This window comes from Candidatus Egerieousia sp. (assembly GCF_056211015.1).
Genome location: NZ_JBAELF010000069.1, coordinates 1 through 17,887, shown reverse-complemented (window position 1 = coordinate 17,887; position 17,887 = coordinate 1). Strand labels below are relative to the sequence as shown.

17 protein-coding genes are annotated in these 17,887 nt (G+C 46.0%); 3 read left to right on the top strand and 14 right to left on the bottom strand.

All coding sequences use genetic code 11. The features are described from left to right. Positions 1–2 precede the first annotated feature (2 nt). From rplN to AC06L3_RS04845, 6 genes are all read right to left on the bottom strand, one after another. Positions 3–368: a 50S ribosomal protein L14 gene (gene rplN, locus AC06L3_RS04870; RefSeq protein WP_475669497.1), complete on the bottom strand. Its 366-nt coding sequence runs from the start codon at positions 366–368 to the stop codon at positions 3–5. Between the two features lie 3 nt (positions 369–371). Continuing rightward, positions 372–626: a 30S ribosomal protein S17 gene (rpsQ, locus tag AC06L3_RS04865; protein WP_475669496.1), complete on the bottom strand. Its 255-nt coding sequence runs from the start codon at positions 624–626 to the stop codon at positions 372–374. A 9-nt stretch (positions 627–635) separates the two neighbouring features. After that, positions 636–833 (bottom strand): 50S ribosomal protein L29, encoded by a 198-nt coding sequence (gene rpmC, locus AC06L3_RS04860; protein WP_475669495.1) that lies wholly within the window; start codon positions 831–833, stop codon positions 636–638. A gap of 16 nt (positions 834–849) precedes the next feature. Next, positions 850–1,269: a 50S ribosomal protein L16 gene (gene rplP / locus AC06L3_RS04855; protein WP_475669494.1), complete on the bottom strand. Its 420-nt coding sequence runs from the start codon at positions 1,267–1,269 to the stop codon at positions 850–852. Positions 1,270–1,486: 217 nt separating this feature from the next. Next, positions 1,487–2,602, bottom strand: coding sequence for a dipeptidase (locus AC06L3_RS04850; RefSeq protein ID WP_475669493.1), 1,116 nt, complete (start codon positions 2,600–2,602; stop codon positions 1,487–1,489). A gap of 17 nt (positions 2,603–2,619) precedes the next feature. Further along, positions 2,620–3,978 carry a sodium/glutamate symporter gene (locus AC06L3_RS04845; RefSeq protein ID WP_475669524.1) on the bottom strand — a complete coding sequence of 453 codons (1,359 nt, stop codon included), beginning with the start codon at positions 3,976–3,978 and terminating at the stop codon, positions 2,620–2,622. An 86-nt stretch (positions 3,979–4,064) separates the two neighbouring features. Here AC06L3_RS04845 and AC06L3_RS04840 point away from each other — a divergent pair, with 86 nt between their 5' ends. Then, positions 4,065–4,928, top strand: a complete 864-nt coding sequence (locus AC06L3_RS04840) for a DUF4294 domain-containing protein (protein ID WP_475669492.1) — start codon at positions 4,065–4,067, stop codon at positions 4,926–4,928. 76 nt (positions 4,929–5,004) lie between these two features. Here the strand turns inward: AC06L3_RS04840 and AC06L3_RS04835 are convergent, their stop codons facing one another. Together AC06L3_RS04835 and AC06L3_RS04830 are read right to left on the bottom strand one after the other, a co-directional pair. Further along, on the bottom strand, positions 5,005–5,586 hold the full coding sequence (locus AC06L3_RS04835) for a hypothetical protein (protein WP_475669491.1): 582 nt from the start codon (positions 5,584–5,586) through the stop codon (positions 5,005–5,007). Positions 5,587–5,607: 21 nt separating this feature from the next. Beyond that, positions 5,608–8,901, bottom strand: coding sequence for a TonB-dependent receptor (locus AC06L3_RS04830; protein ID WP_475669490.1), 3,294 nt, complete (start codon positions 8,899–8,901; stop codon positions 5,608–5,610). Positions 8,902–9,248: 347 nt separating this feature from the next. Here AC06L3_RS04830 and metK point away from each other — a divergent pair, with 347 nt between their 5' ends. Beyond that, complete coding sequence (metK, locus tag AC06L3_RS04825; protein ID WP_475669489.1) at positions 9,249–10,505, top strand: methionine adenosyltransferase; 1,257 nt, start codon at positions 9,249–9,251, stop codon at positions 10,503–10,505. A gap of 11 nt (positions 10,506–10,516) precedes the next feature. Here the strand turns inward: metK and cdaA are convergent, their stop codons facing one another. The 3 genes from cdaA to AC06L3_RS04810 are packed head-to-tail and all read right to left on the bottom strand — an operon-like array spanning position 10,517 to position 13,531. Beyond that, positions 10,517–11,305, bottom strand: coding sequence for a diadenylate cyclase CdaA (gene cdaA, locus AC06L3_RS04820; RefSeq protein WP_475669488.1), 789 nt, complete (start codon positions 11,303–11,305; stop codon positions 10,517–10,519). 21 nt (positions 11,306–11,326) lie between these two features. After that, entirely contained in the window at positions 11,327–11,746 is a 420-nt protein-coding gene (locus AC06L3_RS04815) for a hypothetical protein (protein WP_475669487.1), read from the bottom strand. A gap of 42 nt (positions 11,747–11,788) precedes the next feature. After that, entirely contained in the window at positions 11,789–13,531 is a 1,743-nt protein-coding gene (locus AC06L3_RS04810) for a dipeptidase (RefSeq protein WP_475669523.1), read from the bottom strand. Positions 13,532–13,740: 209 nt separating this feature from the next. On the opposite strand from AC06L3_RS04810, the gene AC06L3_RS04805 reads away from it, so the two are divergent. Continuing rightward, positions 13,741–15,081, top strand: a complete 1,341-nt coding sequence (locus tag AC06L3_RS04805; protein WP_475669486.1) for a sodium-dependent transporter — start codon at positions 13,741–13,743, stop codon at positions 15,079–15,081. A 5-nt stretch (positions 15,082–15,086) separates the two neighbouring features. On the opposite strand, the gene AC06L3_RS04800 is transcribed toward AC06L3_RS04805, so the two are convergent. Genes AC06L3_RS04800 through AC06L3_RS04790 form a run of 3 tightly spaced genes read right to left on the bottom strand, consistent with a single transcriptional unit; the run spans position 15,087 to position 16,749 of the window. Then, on the bottom strand, positions 15,087–15,452 hold the full coding sequence (locus tag AC06L3_RS04800) for a helix-turn-helix domain-containing protein (protein WP_475669485.1): 366 nt from the start codon (positions 15,450–15,452) through the stop codon (positions 15,087–15,089). Further along, positions 15,449–15,745, bottom strand: coding sequence for a type II toxin-antitoxin system HigB family toxin (locus tag AC06L3_RS04795; RefSeq protein WP_475669484.1), 297 nt, complete (start codon positions 15,743–15,745; stop codon positions 15,449–15,451). The genes AC06L3_RS04800 and AC06L3_RS04795 overlap by 4 nt, the downstream gene beginning before the upstream one ends. Positions 15,746–15,798: 53 nt before the next feature. Next, positions 15,799–16,749, bottom strand: a complete 951-nt coding sequence (locus tag AC06L3_RS04790) for a ComF family protein (protein WP_475669483.1) — start codon at positions 16,747–16,749, stop codon at positions 15,799–15,801. Between the last annotated feature and the right edge of the window lie 1,138 nt (positions 16,750–17,887).

Genomic DNA, 17,887 nt, shown 5'->3' with positions numbered 1-17,887 from the left:
TTTTATAATACCTCAGGTGCCAATGAAACTATTTTCATGTAATTGTCACGCAACTCTCTGGCTACAGGTCCGAAGATACGTGTTGCTCTGAGCTCACCCTGGTTGTTGAGCAGAACGCAAGCATTCTCGTCAAATCTGATATATGAACCATCCGGTCTGCGAATCTCTTTTTTAGTACGGACTACAACTGCTTTTGAAACAGAGCCCTTCTTAGCCTCGGCACCAGGAATGGCGCTCTTTACAGCTACAACTATTTTGTCGCCGATATGAGCATAACGCCTGCGTGTGCCACCAAGGACACGGATGCAAAGAACCTCCTTGGCACCGCTGTTATCTGCTACATTTAATCTTGATTCTTGTTGTATCATGGCTTATTTAACTTTTTCTACGATTTCTACTAGTCTCCAGCATTTTGTCTTGCTCAGCGGACGGGTCTCCATGATCCTTACGGTATCACCTTCAGAGCACTCGTTCTTCTCATCATGAGCTACAAACTTAGTGGTTTTATTCACGAACTTGCCGTAAATAGGGTGTTTCTCTTTTGTCTTGACTGCAACTACTATGGATTTCTCCATCTTGTTGCTTACCACTACACCTACTCTTTCTTTTCTAAGTTTCCTTTCCATGAACTTGAATTATTTGTTCTGGTTTTCAATTTGGCTCAAAATTGTGAGCATTCTTGCAATATCTTTCTTGGTTTTCTTAATCTTTGAAGAATCCTCTATTGGAGAGATTGCATGATTAAGTTTCATCTGGTTGAGGGACATACGCAGACCTTCCAGACGCTCACGGATATCCTGTGCTGATAATTCACGTATTTCACTTGCTTTCATAACTTCTGCGTTTTAATTATTCAACATAGTCTCTTCTGACAACAAACTTTGTGTTTACAGGAAGTTTCTGTGCTCCAAGGCGCAATGCCTCCTTTGCAACATCCATAGGAACGCCCTCGATTTCAATGAGAATTCTACCAGGAGTTACAGGTGCTACGAATCCCTCAGGATTACCCTTACCTTTACCCATACGAACCTCGGCAGGTTTCTTTGTATAAGGTTTATCAGGGAAGATTCTGATCCAGATCTGACCTTCACGTTTCATATGACGTACCACTGCCTGACGTGCAGCCTCAATCTGCTGACCTGTTAACCAATATGGCTCAAGGGTCTTGATACCAAAAGAACCGAACGCCAACTGTGCTCCCCTTTGGGCAAAGCCTTTCATACGGCCTTTCTGCGATCTTCTGAACTTGGTTTTCTTTGGTTGTAACATTACTTTTCAGTTTTACAATTTAAATTCTTGATTCACAGCTACTTAGCTTTTCAACACACTATAGTAGCGGGTTGCAAAGATAAATAAATATCTTGATATGCAAAAATTTTTACAATTTATTTGAATATTTGCGACAAAAAAAAATTGGGCCAAAGACCCAATTTTCAGTAATTTATAATATGTGAAACAAATTCAGAAGCTGTGTTTTCTACCGAAATCATCTGCCCTGAAGTTCCTTTCCTTTCTGCTCCACAACACGCATGACTCTCAGAAGATTCTCTCCCCAGAAGAGTTTGATATCGTTGTGCGACCAGCCTCTGCGAAGCATCTCAACTGTGATGTTCTTCATCTGGCTGCAATCCTCGAGCCCGTTCATTCCACCACCACCGTCAAAATCGGTTCCGATTCCCACGTGCTCCACTCCTACAAGGTTCTTCACGTATTCAACATGATCCACGAAGTTCTTCACGCTAACCTCTGTCTTAGGTCTCCAGGAAAGGAAGAATCTTCCGCTGCCTATCTGAATCAGACCGCCCTTTGCTGCAATTGCCTTGATTTCATCATCGCGCAGGTTGCGAGGATGGTTCTTTATGTTCCATACGCCGGAGTGAGTGGCAACGCAAGGAGCCTTGCTGTATGCAACAGCATCGAGCAGGGAGGCTCTTGTAACGTGAGAGACATCCACTATCATACCCAGATAGTTCAGGCTGTCAACAACGGCCCTTCCGAACGGAGAGAGACCGCGCCAGTGCTCCACACTGTCACGGGAGCCGTCGCAGATGTCATTATTGTAATTGTGCGTAAGTGTCATGGCACGGCAGCCTTCGTTGTAGAACTTGCGGAGGTTGTTTATATCCTTCCCAATCACATATCCGTTCTCAAGAGTGAACATCACTATAGACTTGCCCTGTTTCTTCAGCGGCCAGAAATCATCGGCGCACCAGGCCTGGGCGCATTCATCCTCGTGCTTTTTCATATACTCCTTGAACAGACGGAGTTCACGGAAACCATAATCCACAGCCTTCTGGCTTGAAACCGGGTCAAGCTTGCCTTGTCCCACGTAGATTGCAAAGAAGCAGGCGTCAAGCCCTCCGGCTTTCATTTTAGGGAAGGTTACCTGTCCCTTGGTAACGGAATATCCCTTGTTGTCCGGATGGTTCAGGTACTCGGCCGAATCAACGTGAGTATCAATGGTGAACATCACCTTATGAAGACTGTCCGCAATCTCCATCAGGCGGGCATCGCGCTCCTTTGAAGCATTCTGCGCAAATGAGCCGTTGGAAGCCATCAGAAAGATGGCCGCCATACCAATTAATGAAAGAACCTTTTTCATATATGCTTAAAAAATTTTTATTTCCTATCGCCAGTGGAAGAAACCCACCAGCCCATTGAGGCGGCAAAGCCTATAAGTATTGCTGAGATGGCAAGGCAGCCAAGGAGCAGCCACAGGCTCCATCCGGATGCGAATGCAATTGGCACAAAGGTTATGAGCAGGATTTCAACAGGAGCCACCGGGAGGTAGGCTAGTGCGTAATCGTCCATGGCCTTGCTCTGCATCTTAGGGTCAACTATCCTTATGAGGGCTATGCCCATTGCCATTGTTCCTGTCCACCATCCCCAGGCAAATATTGATCTCTCGAACCAGTATGTCTTTGAAAGGTGACGGCCGAAATAGAAAGTTATGGCAAGCACCAGAACTATTCCAAAGACTATCAGGACTATCAGAGGTACAGCGTATTTCACAACCACTCCGAGGTTGATTGCAGCAACACCGCAGGCAACCAGCAGGTCGGTGAAGAAACTGCCCACCCTCTGGGTGAGATTGCAGTCTATATAGTCGGAGTATTTGCATTTGTTTCCTATACTCTTGATGATGAGACCTGTAACAAAAGCGCAGCTGAATACGGGAAGTTCGAGTTCAGGATACCAATGCTTTACCAGAAGCGATAGTACATAACCCAGGAACGCGGCTACAAAAACGAATCCCATATGGAACGTGAGCGCTTCTATTGAAATGGAGGATGTGGTTGAAGCACCCACGGAATCTCTCTTTTCCTCTGGCAGCAGGCCATGGCGGAGTTCATCGGGAAGGTCCTTGAAATCAGTTACAAAGGAAGTAAGATGTTTTTTTGTAGCAATCTTTATGAGAACAAGACCTCCGAGCACTGCGCATATCACACCTACCGTTGCGGTTGTCATTCCCAGAGAAGTGGCTTCATCCCAGCCAAGATTGTTGAATGCACCACCGATAGCAGCTGCTGTTCCATGACCGCCGTAGAAGCCTGTTGAAAGCATCACACCAAAGGCATCGTTCAACGATGGCCAGATTGCCTTCATTACAAACAGACCGAACAGACCGGCCAAGCCCCACTGAATCAGCATGCCTATCTGTGAAAAGACCCACATAGGGCCCACTTTTGACGCAACTTCCTTGATTTTTATCTTAGGTGAACTCAATGCAAGGGATGCGAACACCAATGCAATCATAACGGAAGCGTATGTTCCCAGATTGTTGGAGAAAGGCAGCCAACCCAGACCGTTAGGACCCAATGCCAGACCCAGTATACCGGCAATCAGGCTTGGGGGTATGAACAATTGCTGGACGAGTTTTATTTTCACCCTGATAAGCTTGCCTACAAGAAGCAAGGCAAAGATAAGTCCCAGGTCCGTGAATAAGGACCAGGGGGTAAATGTTGTTGTGTCAATCAGTGAGCCGAACATAGCTTTGGTACATAAATTGTATTAAATCCAACAAAGTTACCGAAAATTTGATATTTTTGCCAAATAAGAATTGTATGGACATGGCGGATTTCAAGAAAAATATTCTTTGCAGGACTACTCTGACCGCACTGGCCGGAGCCGCCATCCTATATCCGCATCAAATGAGCGCACAGGATATATTCAAGAACCTTCCTGCCGAAAAAAGCGGCTGGAGAAAAGCCATGCGCGAATCCAGACGCAAAACCGCAGGTTTCGGGAACAATACGGCAGAAGCCGCAAGAATTATCCTGGATGTAGCCGACAGCGCCAATTTCAACCAGGAAATGGTCAAGGGCTTCAGGAGCGGTGCGAAGAAAACCATAAGGGACAAGAACGGTCATATTGTAAGCGGATATGTAATGGGGTATACCGTTGAGAACGGAGACACCATATACATTGACAGAATACAGCCTGCATACGCCCTTAACAAGCCTGTATATGATCTGAAAAAGAAGGAGTGGCGCAAGTTCTACAAGCTCATATACAATTTCAAGAAAGTTTATCCATACGCTCTTCAGGCGAAGAAGGCGGCACAGCAGGTTGACAGCATTGTTGCCGCAGAGCATATGAGCGGCCGCGAGCAGGACGAATATGTAAAGGAATTTGAAAAGAAACTTTTCAAGGAATTCGAGAAGCCGCTCAGGAATCTCACGGTCACGCAAGGACGTCTGCTCATGAAACTGATAGACCGCGAAATGGGCCTCACAACCTTTTATGTGATAAAGAACTATCGCGGACGTTTCAAGGCATTCATGTGGCAGGGAGTGGCCCGGCTTTTCGGCTCCAACCTCAAGACCCCGTACGACCGTTTCGGCAAGGACAAGAAGGTTGAGGAACTGGTTAAGATGTGGGAGGCCGGAACCTTTGATCCGCTGTACTATTCAATATTCTACAAGTAATCAACAGTACATATTATAAAAAAGATCGGCCGGAGAAAATCCGACCGATTCTTTATTATATCTTGCTTGGGTTATACTAGAAAGTGAAACCGAAGGTAAGGTTCAGAAGTGTCATGTGACTTCCAGTTGAGAGCTGCTTTGTCCAGTAGTACTCGTAGCTTGCGCCACAGAACAGACGTGTAAAGTAGCATCTGAAACCTGCGTGAACGCTTGCAGAAAGATCTCTCATGTCTGCATTTGTCATTGTACCGCTGGCATTCTTGTACTCGTTCCTAAGGTTTGCAAGAAGGTCAACTCCTACAAAAGGAGCAAACTTGAAGTTGTTGTTTCCCTCAATCTGGCACATGAAGCTTACAGGCATCTTTACGCCATAGAAGAAAGGAGCATTCACTCCGTTCCAGGTTCCGTTGAACTTGGTGTACTGAAGAGCTGCACCGAACTCGAGGAAAAGAGGATCTGTTCCAAGATTGTATGCCTGGCTCCAACCAAGGGTAACTGTGTTACCGAATGTTGCTGCGCCACACTCAGGTTCTGAAAGCCATGATGGAGACCAACTTATGTAAGCTGAATTGAACTTATCAGCATCATTCTGAGCATATGCAGCAGTGCAGAATGAAAATACTGCTACGAAAAGTGCTATGAATTTAATATGTTTCATATCCATGTTGTCTTTAAAATGTTAGAAAATGTAACGAACACCGAACTGAAGTTTCCAGCACTGGTCAAAGTCAGTATTATAATCATATGACTTAGAATAGTAATTGCCGTCATTATCCTTCATCATTGAGAATTTAGGAACATTATTATCGTCCTTGCCCTCATAATTGAGGATGCTGAAACCGTTGCTGATATTATTATTCTTGGCAATTCCCCAACTTGAATTCAACATATTACCAATGTTCATTACGTTAACTGAAAGCTGTATGGTATGAGAAGTCTGGCCAATGTTGAACTTGAAGTTCTGCAACCACTGGAGATCGAATCTGTGAACCCAAGGAGCACGTGCGGCATATGCCTCTGCGTATTTGCCTTTATGGTTCTTCAAATATTTGTCCTGATCTACATATTTCCAAAATGCCTCCGCATCAGATTGTGAAACAAAGTTTATCTCAGTCTCATCTTTTGGAATGTAAATAAGGTCATTGTTAAGACCGTCACCATTCATATCATTAACATAGCAATAACTATATCCATATGGTGAATAGCCTGAATAGAACAAGTTGAACTGCATCTCATCTGTAAGACCTTCGAACTTGAATGGAATGGTGTAGTTCAATGAGGCGATAACCTTATCAGGGACTACATACCTGGAACGCTGAGCTGTTCCAAAGTTAGGACCGTCAACTGTAATCATACCCTGCCATGTTGACATTGGGTCTGAACCAGGAAGTCCTGATACCTCCTTTGACTCTGTATGAGTGTAAGCCGCCATGATATCCAGGTTCTTGACAGGAGTCATGTTCAAGGTGATGTTTGCTGTATAACCCCAGCCCTTGCTTGTGTTAGTAAGGAGAGGAGCGTCTATTCCAGAATTGATTGCTACATTAGAAGGATATATCAGACGATTGTCAGCACCTCTGAAACGCTCCCAACTATCGGTATCGTCCTTAAGGTTTATGTTGTCAATCATTACACCATAAAGAGTTTTCTGATACATGAATTCGGCTGTTGCGCTGAATGGGAAGCTTGTAGGGAGCTGGTAGTCGAAAGCAATGGAAGTCTTCCATACCTGAGGCATCTTGAAGTTTCTGTCAACACCTGACTGTTTTGAGTTAGCCACATGTTTGTCATCAGTCAACTCTGTAGGAAGACCGAGTTTTGCAATAGCATCATCAACATTTGTAATCATTCCCAGCTGACCTTTCTGGAATTGCTCGAGTCGTGAATCTGTTGATGTTTGAATTCCATTTGCATATTTTGTCTGGTAGTTAACAGAATTCTGTACGAGTCCTGAATTGGTAGGCATGTTTGTGAAGTAAACAAGTGGGAGACGCCCCTGGAAGAAACCTGTACCACCACGAAGTTTCATGCTCCTGTCACCCTTTATATCCCATACGAAACCGATTCTTGGAGAAATCTGTACCCTGCTCTTTGGCCAGAGACCTGTGTCAATCTTCTCACCATTACGGAATGTGTATTCCATAGTAGCCTTATTGGTCTTGATATCATCATCATCAAATGTGAGATTGTCGAAACGTACGCCGTATGTGAGTTTGAATTTGTTGCTTATGTTCCACTCATCCTGTACATAGAATGCATACTGCTTGAAACCCACCTGCGCATTAGGAGACTTGTTGCCGTTCCAGCCGTATGTGATACAGAATGTTTCCGGGGTGGCTTCATTCAAGAAATCCTCGAGATTCCTGTATCTGTAATACAAGGTACCATTTCTCATATAAGCGTTGTTTGCAATCTGACGCTCGAGACTGAGACCTGCTGTAATCTTATGGTTACCAAGAAGAATGGTTACATCATCCTTGAATGTGTAAACCTTGTTGTGAACACCGTTGTTCCAAGTGAAGAGCTCGTAACCGAGTGACATATAAGGACCACCGGCAACTGTTCCATCCATCATAATATCAATATGAGGGAATGGAGATGAGTTGGTTCCGCGAACATCGTCAATCTTTGAATATGTGAAGAGGAACTGGTTTGAAACCTTGTCTGAGAAACGGTTGTTCAAATCAACTGACCATGTTCTCACCTTGTTCTCCTGTGAATACATATTGTTTGCAAATGCCATTGACTGAGGACCCAGACGGAATGTATTGTTAAGACGTCCTGATTTATCACCATCAAACGAGTTGCCATTTGGAACATTCCATGCTACGTTCTTTGTATCGTTGTAACGAACGCTGAGTTTGTGGCCTGTTGCAATGTTCCAGTCAATGCGCGCAAGGAATTTCTTGTTACTTTCATCACCTGCAAAGTCTGTATATGAACCTGTCTCATAGCCATATTTCTGAAGAACATAGTCCTGAACCTTCTTCATGTCTGAAGCAAGTGTTCTTGAAACGTTTCCACCAGGAGTCTCACCATCCTGACGTGCGCGATATTTCGCAACCTGACCAGGATTCAAGGTCTTCTCGTAGTTTGCAAAGAAGAAGAGTTTGTTCTTGATGATAGGACCGCCTACTGAGAAGCCCCATACCTTCTTTGAAGCATCTGCCCTTGCACCGAGATCCTGTCCGTTAACGCGGTTACCTCTGAGGTTCTGGTCCTGATAGTATGTGTATGCAGAAACCTTGAGGTCGTTTGTACCTGACTTTGTGATAGCGTTGATACCACCACCGATGAAGTTTGTCTGCCTTACGTCAAAAGGAGCTATTACAACCTGAACCTCCTCGAGAGCATCCATTGAAATAGGGTTGCCTCCACCAGGGAGAGCGTCGCTCAAACCGAAGTTATTGTTGAAGTTGGCACCGTCGATGGTGAAGTTGGTTGAACGGCCGTCACCACCTGCAAAGCTCATGCCTGAAGCATAAGGAGAAAGGCGTGCGATATCGGAAATGCTACGGTTTACAGTAGGAACTGAATTGATTTTCTTGCTGTTGATGTTCATTGCAGCACCTGTCTTCTCGGTAGCGAACTTTGAAGTTGAAGCTACTACAAGAACCTCTGCGAGTTCCTCTGTTGCAAGAGCAAGCTTGGCGCTTACTGTGTTAGCCTCACCGAGTTCCAGAGTGATGTCGGGATACTGAACTGTCTGTGAGCCAATGAGAGAGAATGTAACCTCGTATGGTCCGCCAGGACGCATACCCTGAATTGCATACCTACCCTCAGCGTTGGTGGCTGCATAATACTTAGAGCCTGAAGGAGTGTGTACAGCAACAACGGAAGCGCCTATGAGAGCCTCGCCGTTTTCATCTGTAACAACACCATTCATTGAAGATGTTGTAATCTGCGCATTTGCAGAAACAACAACCAGCAATGCTGCCAGAATGGAGCAAAAACTGCTAAATAATTGTTTCATAGATAATTATAGTTAGTTTATTGGAATTTGTTTGATGGCAAATATATAAAATAGATGAATGCCTCCCAAAGTTTTTTATAAAAGTTGCTCACCCCTTTTTTTATATGAAAATATAGTATATCTTTGCAGGTTAAATAGTGGAAAGATTTGACTGCTTGCAACCACTGGAAAAAATGCTAAAACGCCCCGCAATCACATTCTCTCTGTGATTCATGTTTGCGCAATGCGCAGAAAGTTTTCAGCACGCTTCCCGGTATCCGCAGAACAATCCGCACCGGCAATTGCCTTTCCAGCGATTGCAGTAGAAATTTCCACAGCATTGTACAACATTATATAGGTATAAAGACATGTCATATTTATTTACATCGGAAAGTGTATCGGAAGGACATCCGGACAAAGTTGCGGACCAGATTTCGGACGCAATCCTGGATGATTTCCTCAGGAAGGATTCAGAAAGCAAGGTTGCCTGTGAAACATTCGTAAGCACAGGACTGGTAGTCATTGGTGGTGAAGTAAGATCCGAAGCATGGGTTGACATTCAGCAGATAGCAAGGAACACCATAAGAAAAATCGGTTACACCAAGGGGGAATACATGTTTGACGCAAACTCCTGCGCCATTCTTTCGGCCCTTCACGAACAGAGCGATGACATCCACCGAGGTGTTGCTCGCCAGGATATTGACAATCAGGGAGCAGGTGACCAGGGAATGATGTTCGGCTACGCCTGCAACGAGACAAAGGAGTATATGCCGCTCCCTATCTATCTGGCCCACCTTGCACTTGAGGAACTGGCCCGCATAAGGAAGGAAACCAAGCTCATGCCTTATCTCAGGCCTGACGCCAAATCACAGTTCACCATTGAATATTCGGACAATAACGTTGCTCAGAGGATACATACCATTGTAATATCCACCCAGCACGATGAATTCGATGACGACGACTCCATGCAGAAACGCATATACAGCGACATAAAGAACATTCTTCTGCCGCGTATGATAGAGAAGCTGGACACCAGGAACGCAGCGCTTTTCAACACTGATTTCCGTCTGCTGGTGAACCCTACAGGCAAGTTCGTGATTGGCGGCCCTCACGGAGACACAGGCCTCACCGGAAGGAAGATCATTGTTGACACATACGGAGGAAGAGGAGCCCACGGCGGTGGAGCGTTCTCAGGCAAGGACAGCTCAAAGGTTGACCGCAGTGCAGCGTATGCCGCAAGATACATTGCAAAGAATATGGTTGCCGCCGGCGTTGCAGATGAAATGCTGGTTCAGTTGAGTTATGCCATAGGCGTTGCCGAGCCTGTAAGCATATATGTGAACAGTTACGGTACCCTGAACCCTGCCATCAAGCTCACTGATGCTCAGATTGCACTGGCGATAGGAAAAATATTCGACCTCAGACCTGCAGCAATAGTAAGGAAGTTCGGGCTCAAGAATCCTATCTTCGAACCTACAGCAGCATACGGACACGTTGGAAGAACACCATACAAGGCAGAAGTCACAGTTTATGAAAACGGCAAGGCCTGCCGGAAGGAGGTTCAGTTCTTCGGATGGGAACTGCTTGATTCAGTTGATAAGGTGAAGGAAATTTTCGGACTGTAGCAGGAACCGGCTCAATCCAGCTTGTATGATTTCTCAATGGCCAGTCTCAATTCAGTGAGGCTGGCTATTGTTTTCAGCTTGCCTCCGCACACGAATGAAATACCGCCTGTTTCCTCTGAAACCACAACTGCGGTTGCATCGCTGTCCATTGTAACGGCGCAGGCAGCCCTGTGACGCAGACCGTACTGCGCAGGAATGTCAGGATTCTCCACAATAGGCAGGGTGCAGCGTGCCGCTACAATCCTGTCAGGAACAATTATCATTGCGCCATCGTGCAAAGGACTGTTCTTGAAGAATATGTTTTCAATCAGACGCCTGTTGATACGGGCATCCACCGTGTCACCCGTCTTGATGATATAATCCAGAGAGGAAATGTGCGGCATCACTATGAGCGCACCTGTCCTTGTCTCGCTCATGGCCCTGCAGGCCTGTGTTATTTCATCAAGCGATTCTGCAGAAATGCCGCTTGTTGATGTATTGCCGAAAAGCTTGCTGATACGTCTGAGCCCCTTCCTCTGCAAATAGTTGTTCCCTATGTGCACCAGTGCGCGCCTGATCTCCTGCTGGAAAAGGATGATGAGCGCCAGGACTCCCACTCCAAGCACCTGCCCCATGATTGATGACAGCAGCTTCATGTCAAGGGCCTTCACAATTATCCATACCACATACAGGATAAGTATGCCAATGAATATGCTCATTGCCGAGGTACCCTTTATCAGTTTGAAAATGTAAAAGACCAGCAGAGCTACAAGAAAAATGTCAATAACATCAATTATGTGAAAACCAAGGATATCCAACATATCTGCAAACTATTTCCTTTCTTATTTTTTCTTCTTTCCTTTCTTGAGAACGTACTTTCCGTCCTTGCCCTTCTTGTACTCCTTTCCCTTGCCAATATGCTTGAGGAAACCTATATACTGCTGCTCGTCCAGAACTTTCTTCATGGCTTCTTCCGTACGGGCCTCCCACTTTTCATTCAGGCTTTTGTAAGTCTCAGGATTCTGCATTCCCCCCTTGTGCATTGTCTCGAACTCCTCCATTACGCCTGTGTAATTGTGCACAAGTATGGAATCTACATAGAATGCCTGGGCGGAAGTCAGGCGCAGCTCCTTTTCAAGCTGTCCAACATGCTCGTAAGCAATCTCCTCAGGACTTTTCTGCTTCTGGTCCTGCTGGGCTTCAGACATGAGCGGGCTCACAAGAAACAGCGCACTCAAGAAAAAGAACAAAAGTTTTTTCATATTTCTCATTATTTATTATTCACTATCGATGGTAAATTATGATTATTTCATTTCAGCTACCGTTTCTTCTACAACAGGAGCCGGTTGAGCCTGCTTTGCCTTGAAGGCTGCCTTCTGGTCCTCAACGGACTTCATTGCAGGGTCGCTGGCAACAGCTCTCTTCCATACATCGGTATAGCCTGGCTGATCCGGATTTTCAGGGATGCGGCTGCCATAGTTCCATCCATTGTAGCTGTTGTACTTGAAAGTGCCGTCCTCATTCTGTTTCTTCACATTGCCATCTATGTACTTTACAAAGAGATTCTCCTCCAGGGTCTTGAACTTGTTGAACATTCTGGCTGCAAAGAGCTCGCTCCAGTTTGTGAGATACTCCTTCACATCCTCCTCCTCGTCCATTATCCTCTTTGCCTGCTCGTCAACGGTTGGAATTATCTTGAGCGCACCAATCTCGTGCTCGTCGGATGCGGCGCGGATTTCAGGTGCAACATAATTGTATCTGAGATAAGCCTGGTGCGCAAGCCTGTTGAAAAGCCAGAAAGCGGAAGTAGGAGAATAAGTGAGCATATCGCCGTTGCCCACCCTGAAGCATTCCGGAACTCTGGTGGCCGATGAATATACAGGTGTCAGACACGATGTGGCAGCATCGTCAACACCGAACCACAGGATACCGCCTATTTCATCGGGCAGCCAGGCCCTTGCCTGACCAACCATCCAGAAGCCTGTCTGCTGTGTGGCAATGGCACGCTCGTTCACATAAGTCCTGCCTTCCCACTCGAACTCCATCGGGCGCCATCTGTAAGGACACTCGTTGCCGCCTGCGCCAATGTCGTTCCTCATATCAAGAGGAGTGTTCTCAAAATGGTCTCTCATTGCATCGGCAACATCCTTCACACTGAGTTTTCCGGCCGGCTTGATGAATAATGGAAGGGAACCTGTTGAATCAACGCCTGTTATGTAATCAAGGTAGAAGTCTGCAGGATTGTCACCTATCTGACCGCCGCCCAGAATGTTGAATGCAGCCCATACACGGGCATCGCAGCCTCTTATTGTGCCGAAATCAGCAGGCGCGTATGCCTCTGCAAAACTGAAAGGTTTGCCGCTATTGCTGTCATAGTACCCTTTCTCAACTGCAAATGAAACCACATCCTTTGCATAGAGGCAGTTCTCTGGATCATCCATAGGGAACTCCCGTATTCTGGACTGATTTGCGTGGGCGCAGATATAACCGTCGGGAACCCTGCGGGCAACCCAGACAGCACCTCTTTTCTTGTTCACACCTTTCCTGTCAAGTTCAACGCCCTTGCCTATGATTTCCATAATCCAGGCTTCGTTCTTGTCTGCAATGGAGAATGTCTCTCCCTCGGATGCATAACCGTATGTATCCATGAGGTCAACTATTGTCTTTATTGCCTCCCTTGCACTTGCGGCTCTCTGGAGTGTGATGTATATGATTGAACCATAGTCCATGCCGCCGGTGGTATCCACCAGTTCCTCGCGGCCTCCGAAGGTTGTTTCAGTAATAATGAGCTGATGCTCGTTCATATTGCCCATTGTGGAATATGTCCTGGCCACCTGTGAAATCACGCCCAGAGGCCTTCCGCCTGTATCCCACTCGCTTATCTGAATCTTTGCACCTTTCTTGAAGACTCCGCCGGGAACATAATAGAGCTCGCCGTACTGCACGTGGGAATCAGCGGCATAGCTCACCAGCACGGAACCGTCGGTTGATGCGCCTCGACTAACAATTATGTTAGTACAGGCGTTGGCATTCTGCCAGCAGCCCATGAACAGCAGAGAAATCAAAAGAGAAATTCTGGACAAATATTTTATCATAATCGAACAATTTGTTTTTAATTATTCAAAAAAACAAGCGGATGGATTAAAAACATTAAAAACACGCCAAGTCCTTATCCAACATCCACTTGAGCTATCGGGAAACAAAGTTAAGCAAAATAGTCTTTTGCACACATTTTTTTGATAACTTGCCTTGCATTATGAAAAGAGAAAGCTTTGGAGGAAGATTCGCCGTTCTTGTGGCAATGGTTGGCTCGGCAGTAGGTCTGGGCAACCTGTGGAGGTTCCCGTACCTTGTAGGAAGGAACGGAGGAGCCGCATTCATTATTGTATATCTGGTGATTGCACTTATTATATGCCTGCCTATCATGCTGTCCGAAGAGATAATCGGACGCAGAAGCGAATCCAATGTATACGGAGCGTTCAGCAAGCTGGTGCCGAAGTCAAAATGGAACATAGTTGGAATCATAAGCCTGATCACCCCTATACTTATAATGAGCTTCTACTGCGTGGTAGGAGGATGGATAATATATTACCTTATGCAGTCCTGCACCTTCCATCTGGTCCATGGGGGCGCAACAGATCCTGATATGTTCGGCAAGCTGGCCACCCGGACCTGGACTCCGATGATATATGCATTCATCTTCCTCTTCCTGACAGGATTCATTATTTCAAGAGGTGTGCAGAAAGGAATAGAAAAATACTCGAAATTCCTCATGCCGCTTCTTTTTTTCTGCACTCTTGGCATTGCCATTTACAGCATGACCCTGCCAGGGTCCTCCGAAGGACTGCGCTTCCTTTTCAAGCCTGACTTTTCCAAACTTTCCCTGAATGCCATTTTCGAGGCACTGGGACAGGCTTTCTTCTCCCTTAGCCTGGGCTCAGGTCTGGTGATTACCTACTCTTCCTATATAAAAAAGAACGAGTCGCTTGTTTATACGGCCTTTTCCACATCAATCATGGACACCATATTTGCCTTGCTTGCAGGAATGGCCATAATGCCGGCCGTGTTCGCTTTCGGCATGGAACCTTCGCAAGGTCCGAGTCTGATATTCATAACCATTCCTCTAATTTTCGCAAAGATGGCAACCGGACCGATTGTGGCTGTGATCTTCTTCTTTGTTGTATTCGTTGCTGCAATCACTTCTTCAATTTCATTGCTGGAAATAGTCACATCCTTTGCCTGTGACCAATACGGATGGTCAAGAAAGAATGCGGTCATAATCATTACCTCGCTTGTTGTGCTGCCATTGATGGTTATCTGCTCCTTGTCAACAGTCGTTCTTTCGAACTTCACAATATTCGGCAAAAACATATTCGACCTGTTCGATTATGTTTCCGCCAATGTATGCATGATTCTGTGCGCTCTTGCATTCGTGATATTCGTTGGATGGAAGCTCAAATACGAATCTGTTGAAGATGAATTGAGCAATCACGGCTCTCTCAGAATCAGTCCCGCCCTTATCAAGACTCTTTTCTTCCTGATAAAGTGGGTGGCCCCTATTGCAATAACCGCAATCATCGCAATGAATTTCATGTAGCCGCACTATATACCAAGCACAACTGCTGCCGGTATACCCAGTCTCAAGCAGATATTCCTGGCAAGATCAAAAGTTGGCTTGCATTTGCCTGAAACGAGATCGCTTACTCTTGATTGACTTGTGCCCAGAATTCCAGCCATGTCCTTTTGAGAAAGTCCCATCTCGAACATACGCTCTTTAAGGCATTCCTGCAACGTAGGCGTTCCCAAATCAAAATGTGCATCGGAATAATCCGCCACCAGCCCTGAAAGAATACTGTACTCCATCTTCCTGGAATCGTTGTCCGGCATTTCTTCTGTAACGACTTCTACGAGCGACTCTATTCTTCCAAGCGCCCATTCGTATTGTTCTCTGGTCTCAATCTTTGTCATAATAACGTAACATCTCTAATTTTATCATACTCTGCATGAGTCCCTATCCATCGTACAAGTATGGTCCGGTTAAAAAACTTCACAACTACAACCAGCCTGTGATGTCCTCCATGAATGTTGAAAACATAATGCTGATTTCCTGGCATGTCTACATCGCCAAACGTCCTTCGTACATCTGCGAAGCTGTTCCATTGACTCGCCTCCACCTTCCCGACCCATTCCTGCAATGCGGTTCTGCTGTCAGGATGACGTTCCACATATTGCTTCAACGGTTCTTTAGTAATAATTCTCATACTCTGCAAATATATAAATTTTATATAAAATATATACAATTAAGATAAACTATTCACTGAACATACCCCAGGGTGGCTATGCTTATGCTGCAGTTGAAATGCTGCAGCAGGACTGTGGCGCAGGCATCAAGCGTTGCGCCTGTAGTCAGCACATCATCAACCAGCAGGACATGCTTTCCTTCCAGCAGGGCCCTGTTCCTTTCCGAGTCCCTTGCGCCGAACGCATCCCTCACATTCAGCCAGCGCTCAGTCCTGTCCTTCCTGGTCTGGGTCCTTGTAGCACTTTTTCTATACAGCACTTGAGATAGTACCTTGCATTCAGGAATGATTATCCTGCCGCACAATGATTTTTCTCCTCCTTCACAATCCCTGACGGTGGAATTGTATTCAGACGCTTTGTCTTCTGCTGCCAGATTGTAGCCCCTGCAAATGCCACGTGCAATCACCTCGCTCTGATTGTAACCGCGCTTGAGCCTGCGCCTCCAATGCAGTGGCACAGGAATCACAAAGTCTATGAATCTGTTAACGCTCGTTGCACATTCCATTGCTCCGGCACTGTGCAAGTTGACCTGTGTGCTGGTGCTGGGGCATGATGCCGATTGGCAGGCGGCTGGCAAATCCGTGGAATCCTGCGTACAACCGGCTCCACAGGAGAATGAAGCATTCAATGCCATTGAATTGAAAATGCGCCTGCCAAGCATTTCTCCTAAATAAAGTCCAAGAGAAACGTCATTGCAATATTTGATATTGTGAACCAGCTCCTTGTAGCGGCCCTGATATACGAACAACGGCCATACCTGGTTCACTTCAACACGTCCCCAAAAGCATTGCTGCGCAGCCTGCGGTGGCGTTTTTATGAAAGCAAAGGGCATTTCCCACAAACAGTCCCCGCAAAGATGCATCATTCCGTACGGCAATGGTTTTCCGCAAAGGGCACACTTGCGAGGGAAGAACAAGGACAGCACCGATCCCGCCAGCCACACTATATCCGAAACCTTCAACATGGCCGCCAATGTAGCAATCTTTCCCAACACTCAGGTGCCGGAATCACAATTTCTTCACAAAAATTGCTTCTGTTTTCTGTCTCCGGCTGTCCGGTTGATTACGGCAGTCACTTCATCTGAAAATATTCGCCTTTCCGTGGCGAATATTTTCATATTCCAGTGACCTGCCGCTGAACGATGCTAGAAACACACCGGCACCTCGCCAATTTGTATCACTTGCATTATGGCAGCCACAATTTGCGCAATATTGTGGCCATGAACTGCAACTTATTCCACAAATATGTTGATTTTGTGGCCGCTTCCTTATTGTTGTCCACAATAATGTGTGTGTTGTGGCCGGCTGGCGAGTAGCTCAGTCGTTGGTTTCGCCAAAGCTGCTTGCAGTGTGTGCGGCCACAACACAGTCTGAAGCACATCACTGCTGGCAGACCCGCCAAAATGAGGGGCCTGCTTGCAACAGGCACCATTGTAGAGGACTCTGAGCAGACTCCGTGCAAGCAGCTTTGGCGGACATGCATTGGAAAGTAAAAACGGCCACGTTTTTGGCAAAAAACTTGACAAAATGAAGTCCGAAATAGCAAAACGAGCGCATTCTGGACGAAAATGCGTCTGAAATGGAGATTGAAGCGTGAAATTGACACGTTTTGAGGAAAAACGCGCTCAAATGAGGACCGAAAAGGGATGATGGCCACAAAATTGGCGAAAATGTGGCCGAATGTGCTATGGAAAGGAAGACAAAGTGATCGCAAACCCTCATAATACAAGGGGTTTGCGTTCAGGTAGAAGAAAAACATATTTGATTATCAATTAGTTACAAAATATAGTGATCTCAAACCCCTGCAGTTTGAGGGGTTTGCGGTCACTTTTAACTAAAGATACGGCCAACCGACCATATTTTCGGCAAAAACGTGACCGAACAAAGGCCGCATCAGCGGCCTAGCGGAGGGCGCGAACTTGCTGGAATGCGAAAACTTGCGAAAAGATTGCAAAGAGTTGCGGGTAGCAGCAAGTTCGGTATAGCCCGGGGGCGGAAATAAACTAATACGGCAGGCACTGGAATATGAAAAAGCTTTGCCCAGGAAAGGCAAAGTTTTTCAGATGAAGTGCCTGCCGCAATCAAACGGATTACAAAAAGCGG

Excerpts from the sequence above, each read along its gene's own strand:
- metK (WP_475669489.1), top strand. The coding sequence starts at position 9,249 with ATGTCATATTTATTTACATCGGAAAGTGTATCGGAAGGACATCCGGAC.
- rpmC (WP_475669495.1), bottom strand. The coding sequence starts at position 833 with ATGAAAGCAAGTGAAATACGTGAATTATCAGCACAGGATATCCGTGAG.
- AC06L3_RS04790 (WP_475669483.1), bottom strand. The coding sequence starts at position 16,749 with ATGTTGAAGGTTTCGGATATAGTGTGGCTGGCGGGATCGGTGCTGTCC.
- AC06L3_RS04815 (WP_475669487.1), bottom strand. The coding sequence starts at position 11,746 with ATGAAAAAACTTTTGTTCTTTTTCTTGAGTGCGCTGTTTCTTGTGAGC.
- rplP (WP_475669494.1), bottom strand. The coding sequence starts at position 1,269 with ATGTTACAACCAAAGAAAACCAAGTTCAGAAGATCGCAGAAAGGCCGT.
- AC06L3_RS04840 (WP_475669492.1), top strand. The coding sequence starts at position 4,065 with ATGGACATGGCGGATTTCAAGAAAAATATTCTTTGCAGGACTACTCTG.
- AC06L3_RS04800 (WP_475669485.1), bottom strand. The coding sequence starts at position 15,452 with ATGACAAAGATTGAGACCAGAGAACAATACGAATGGGCGCTTGGAAGA.
- AC06L3_RS04835 (WP_475669491.1), bottom strand. The coding sequence starts at position 5,586 with ATGAAACATATTAAATTCATAGCACTTTTCGTAGCAGTATTTTCATTC.
- rplN (WP_475669497.1), bottom strand. The coding sequence starts at position 368 with ATGATACAACAAGAATCAAGATTAAATGTAGCAGATAACAGCGGTGCC.
- AC06L3_RS04850 (WP_475669493.1), bottom strand. The coding sequence starts at position 2,602 with ATGAAAAAGGTTCTTTCATTAATTGGTATGGCGGCCATCTTTCTGATG.
- AC06L3_RS04830 (WP_475669490.1), bottom strand. The coding sequence starts at position 8,901 with ATGAAACAATTATTTAGCAGTTTTTGCTCCATTCTGGCAGCATTGCTG.
- rpsQ (WP_475669496.1), bottom strand. The coding sequence starts at position 626 with ATGGAAAGGAAACTTAGAAAAGAAAGAGTAGGTGTAGTGGTAAGCAAC.
- cdaA (WP_475669488.1), bottom strand. The coding sequence starts at position 11,305 with ATGTTGGATATCCTTGGTTTTCACATAATTGATGTTATTGACATTTTT.
- AC06L3_RS04805 (WP_475669486.1), top strand. The coding sequence starts at position 13,741 with ATGAAAAGAGAAAGCTTTGGAGGAAGATTCGCCGTTCTTGTGGCAATG.
- AC06L3_RS04795 (WP_475669484.1), bottom strand. The coding sequence starts at position 15,745 with ATGAGAATTATTACTAAAGAACCGTTGAAGCAATATGTGGAACGTCAT.
- AC06L3_RS04810 (WP_475669523.1), bottom strand. The coding sequence starts at position 13,531 with ATGGGCTGCTGGCAGAATGCCAACGCCTGTACTAACATAATTGTTAGT.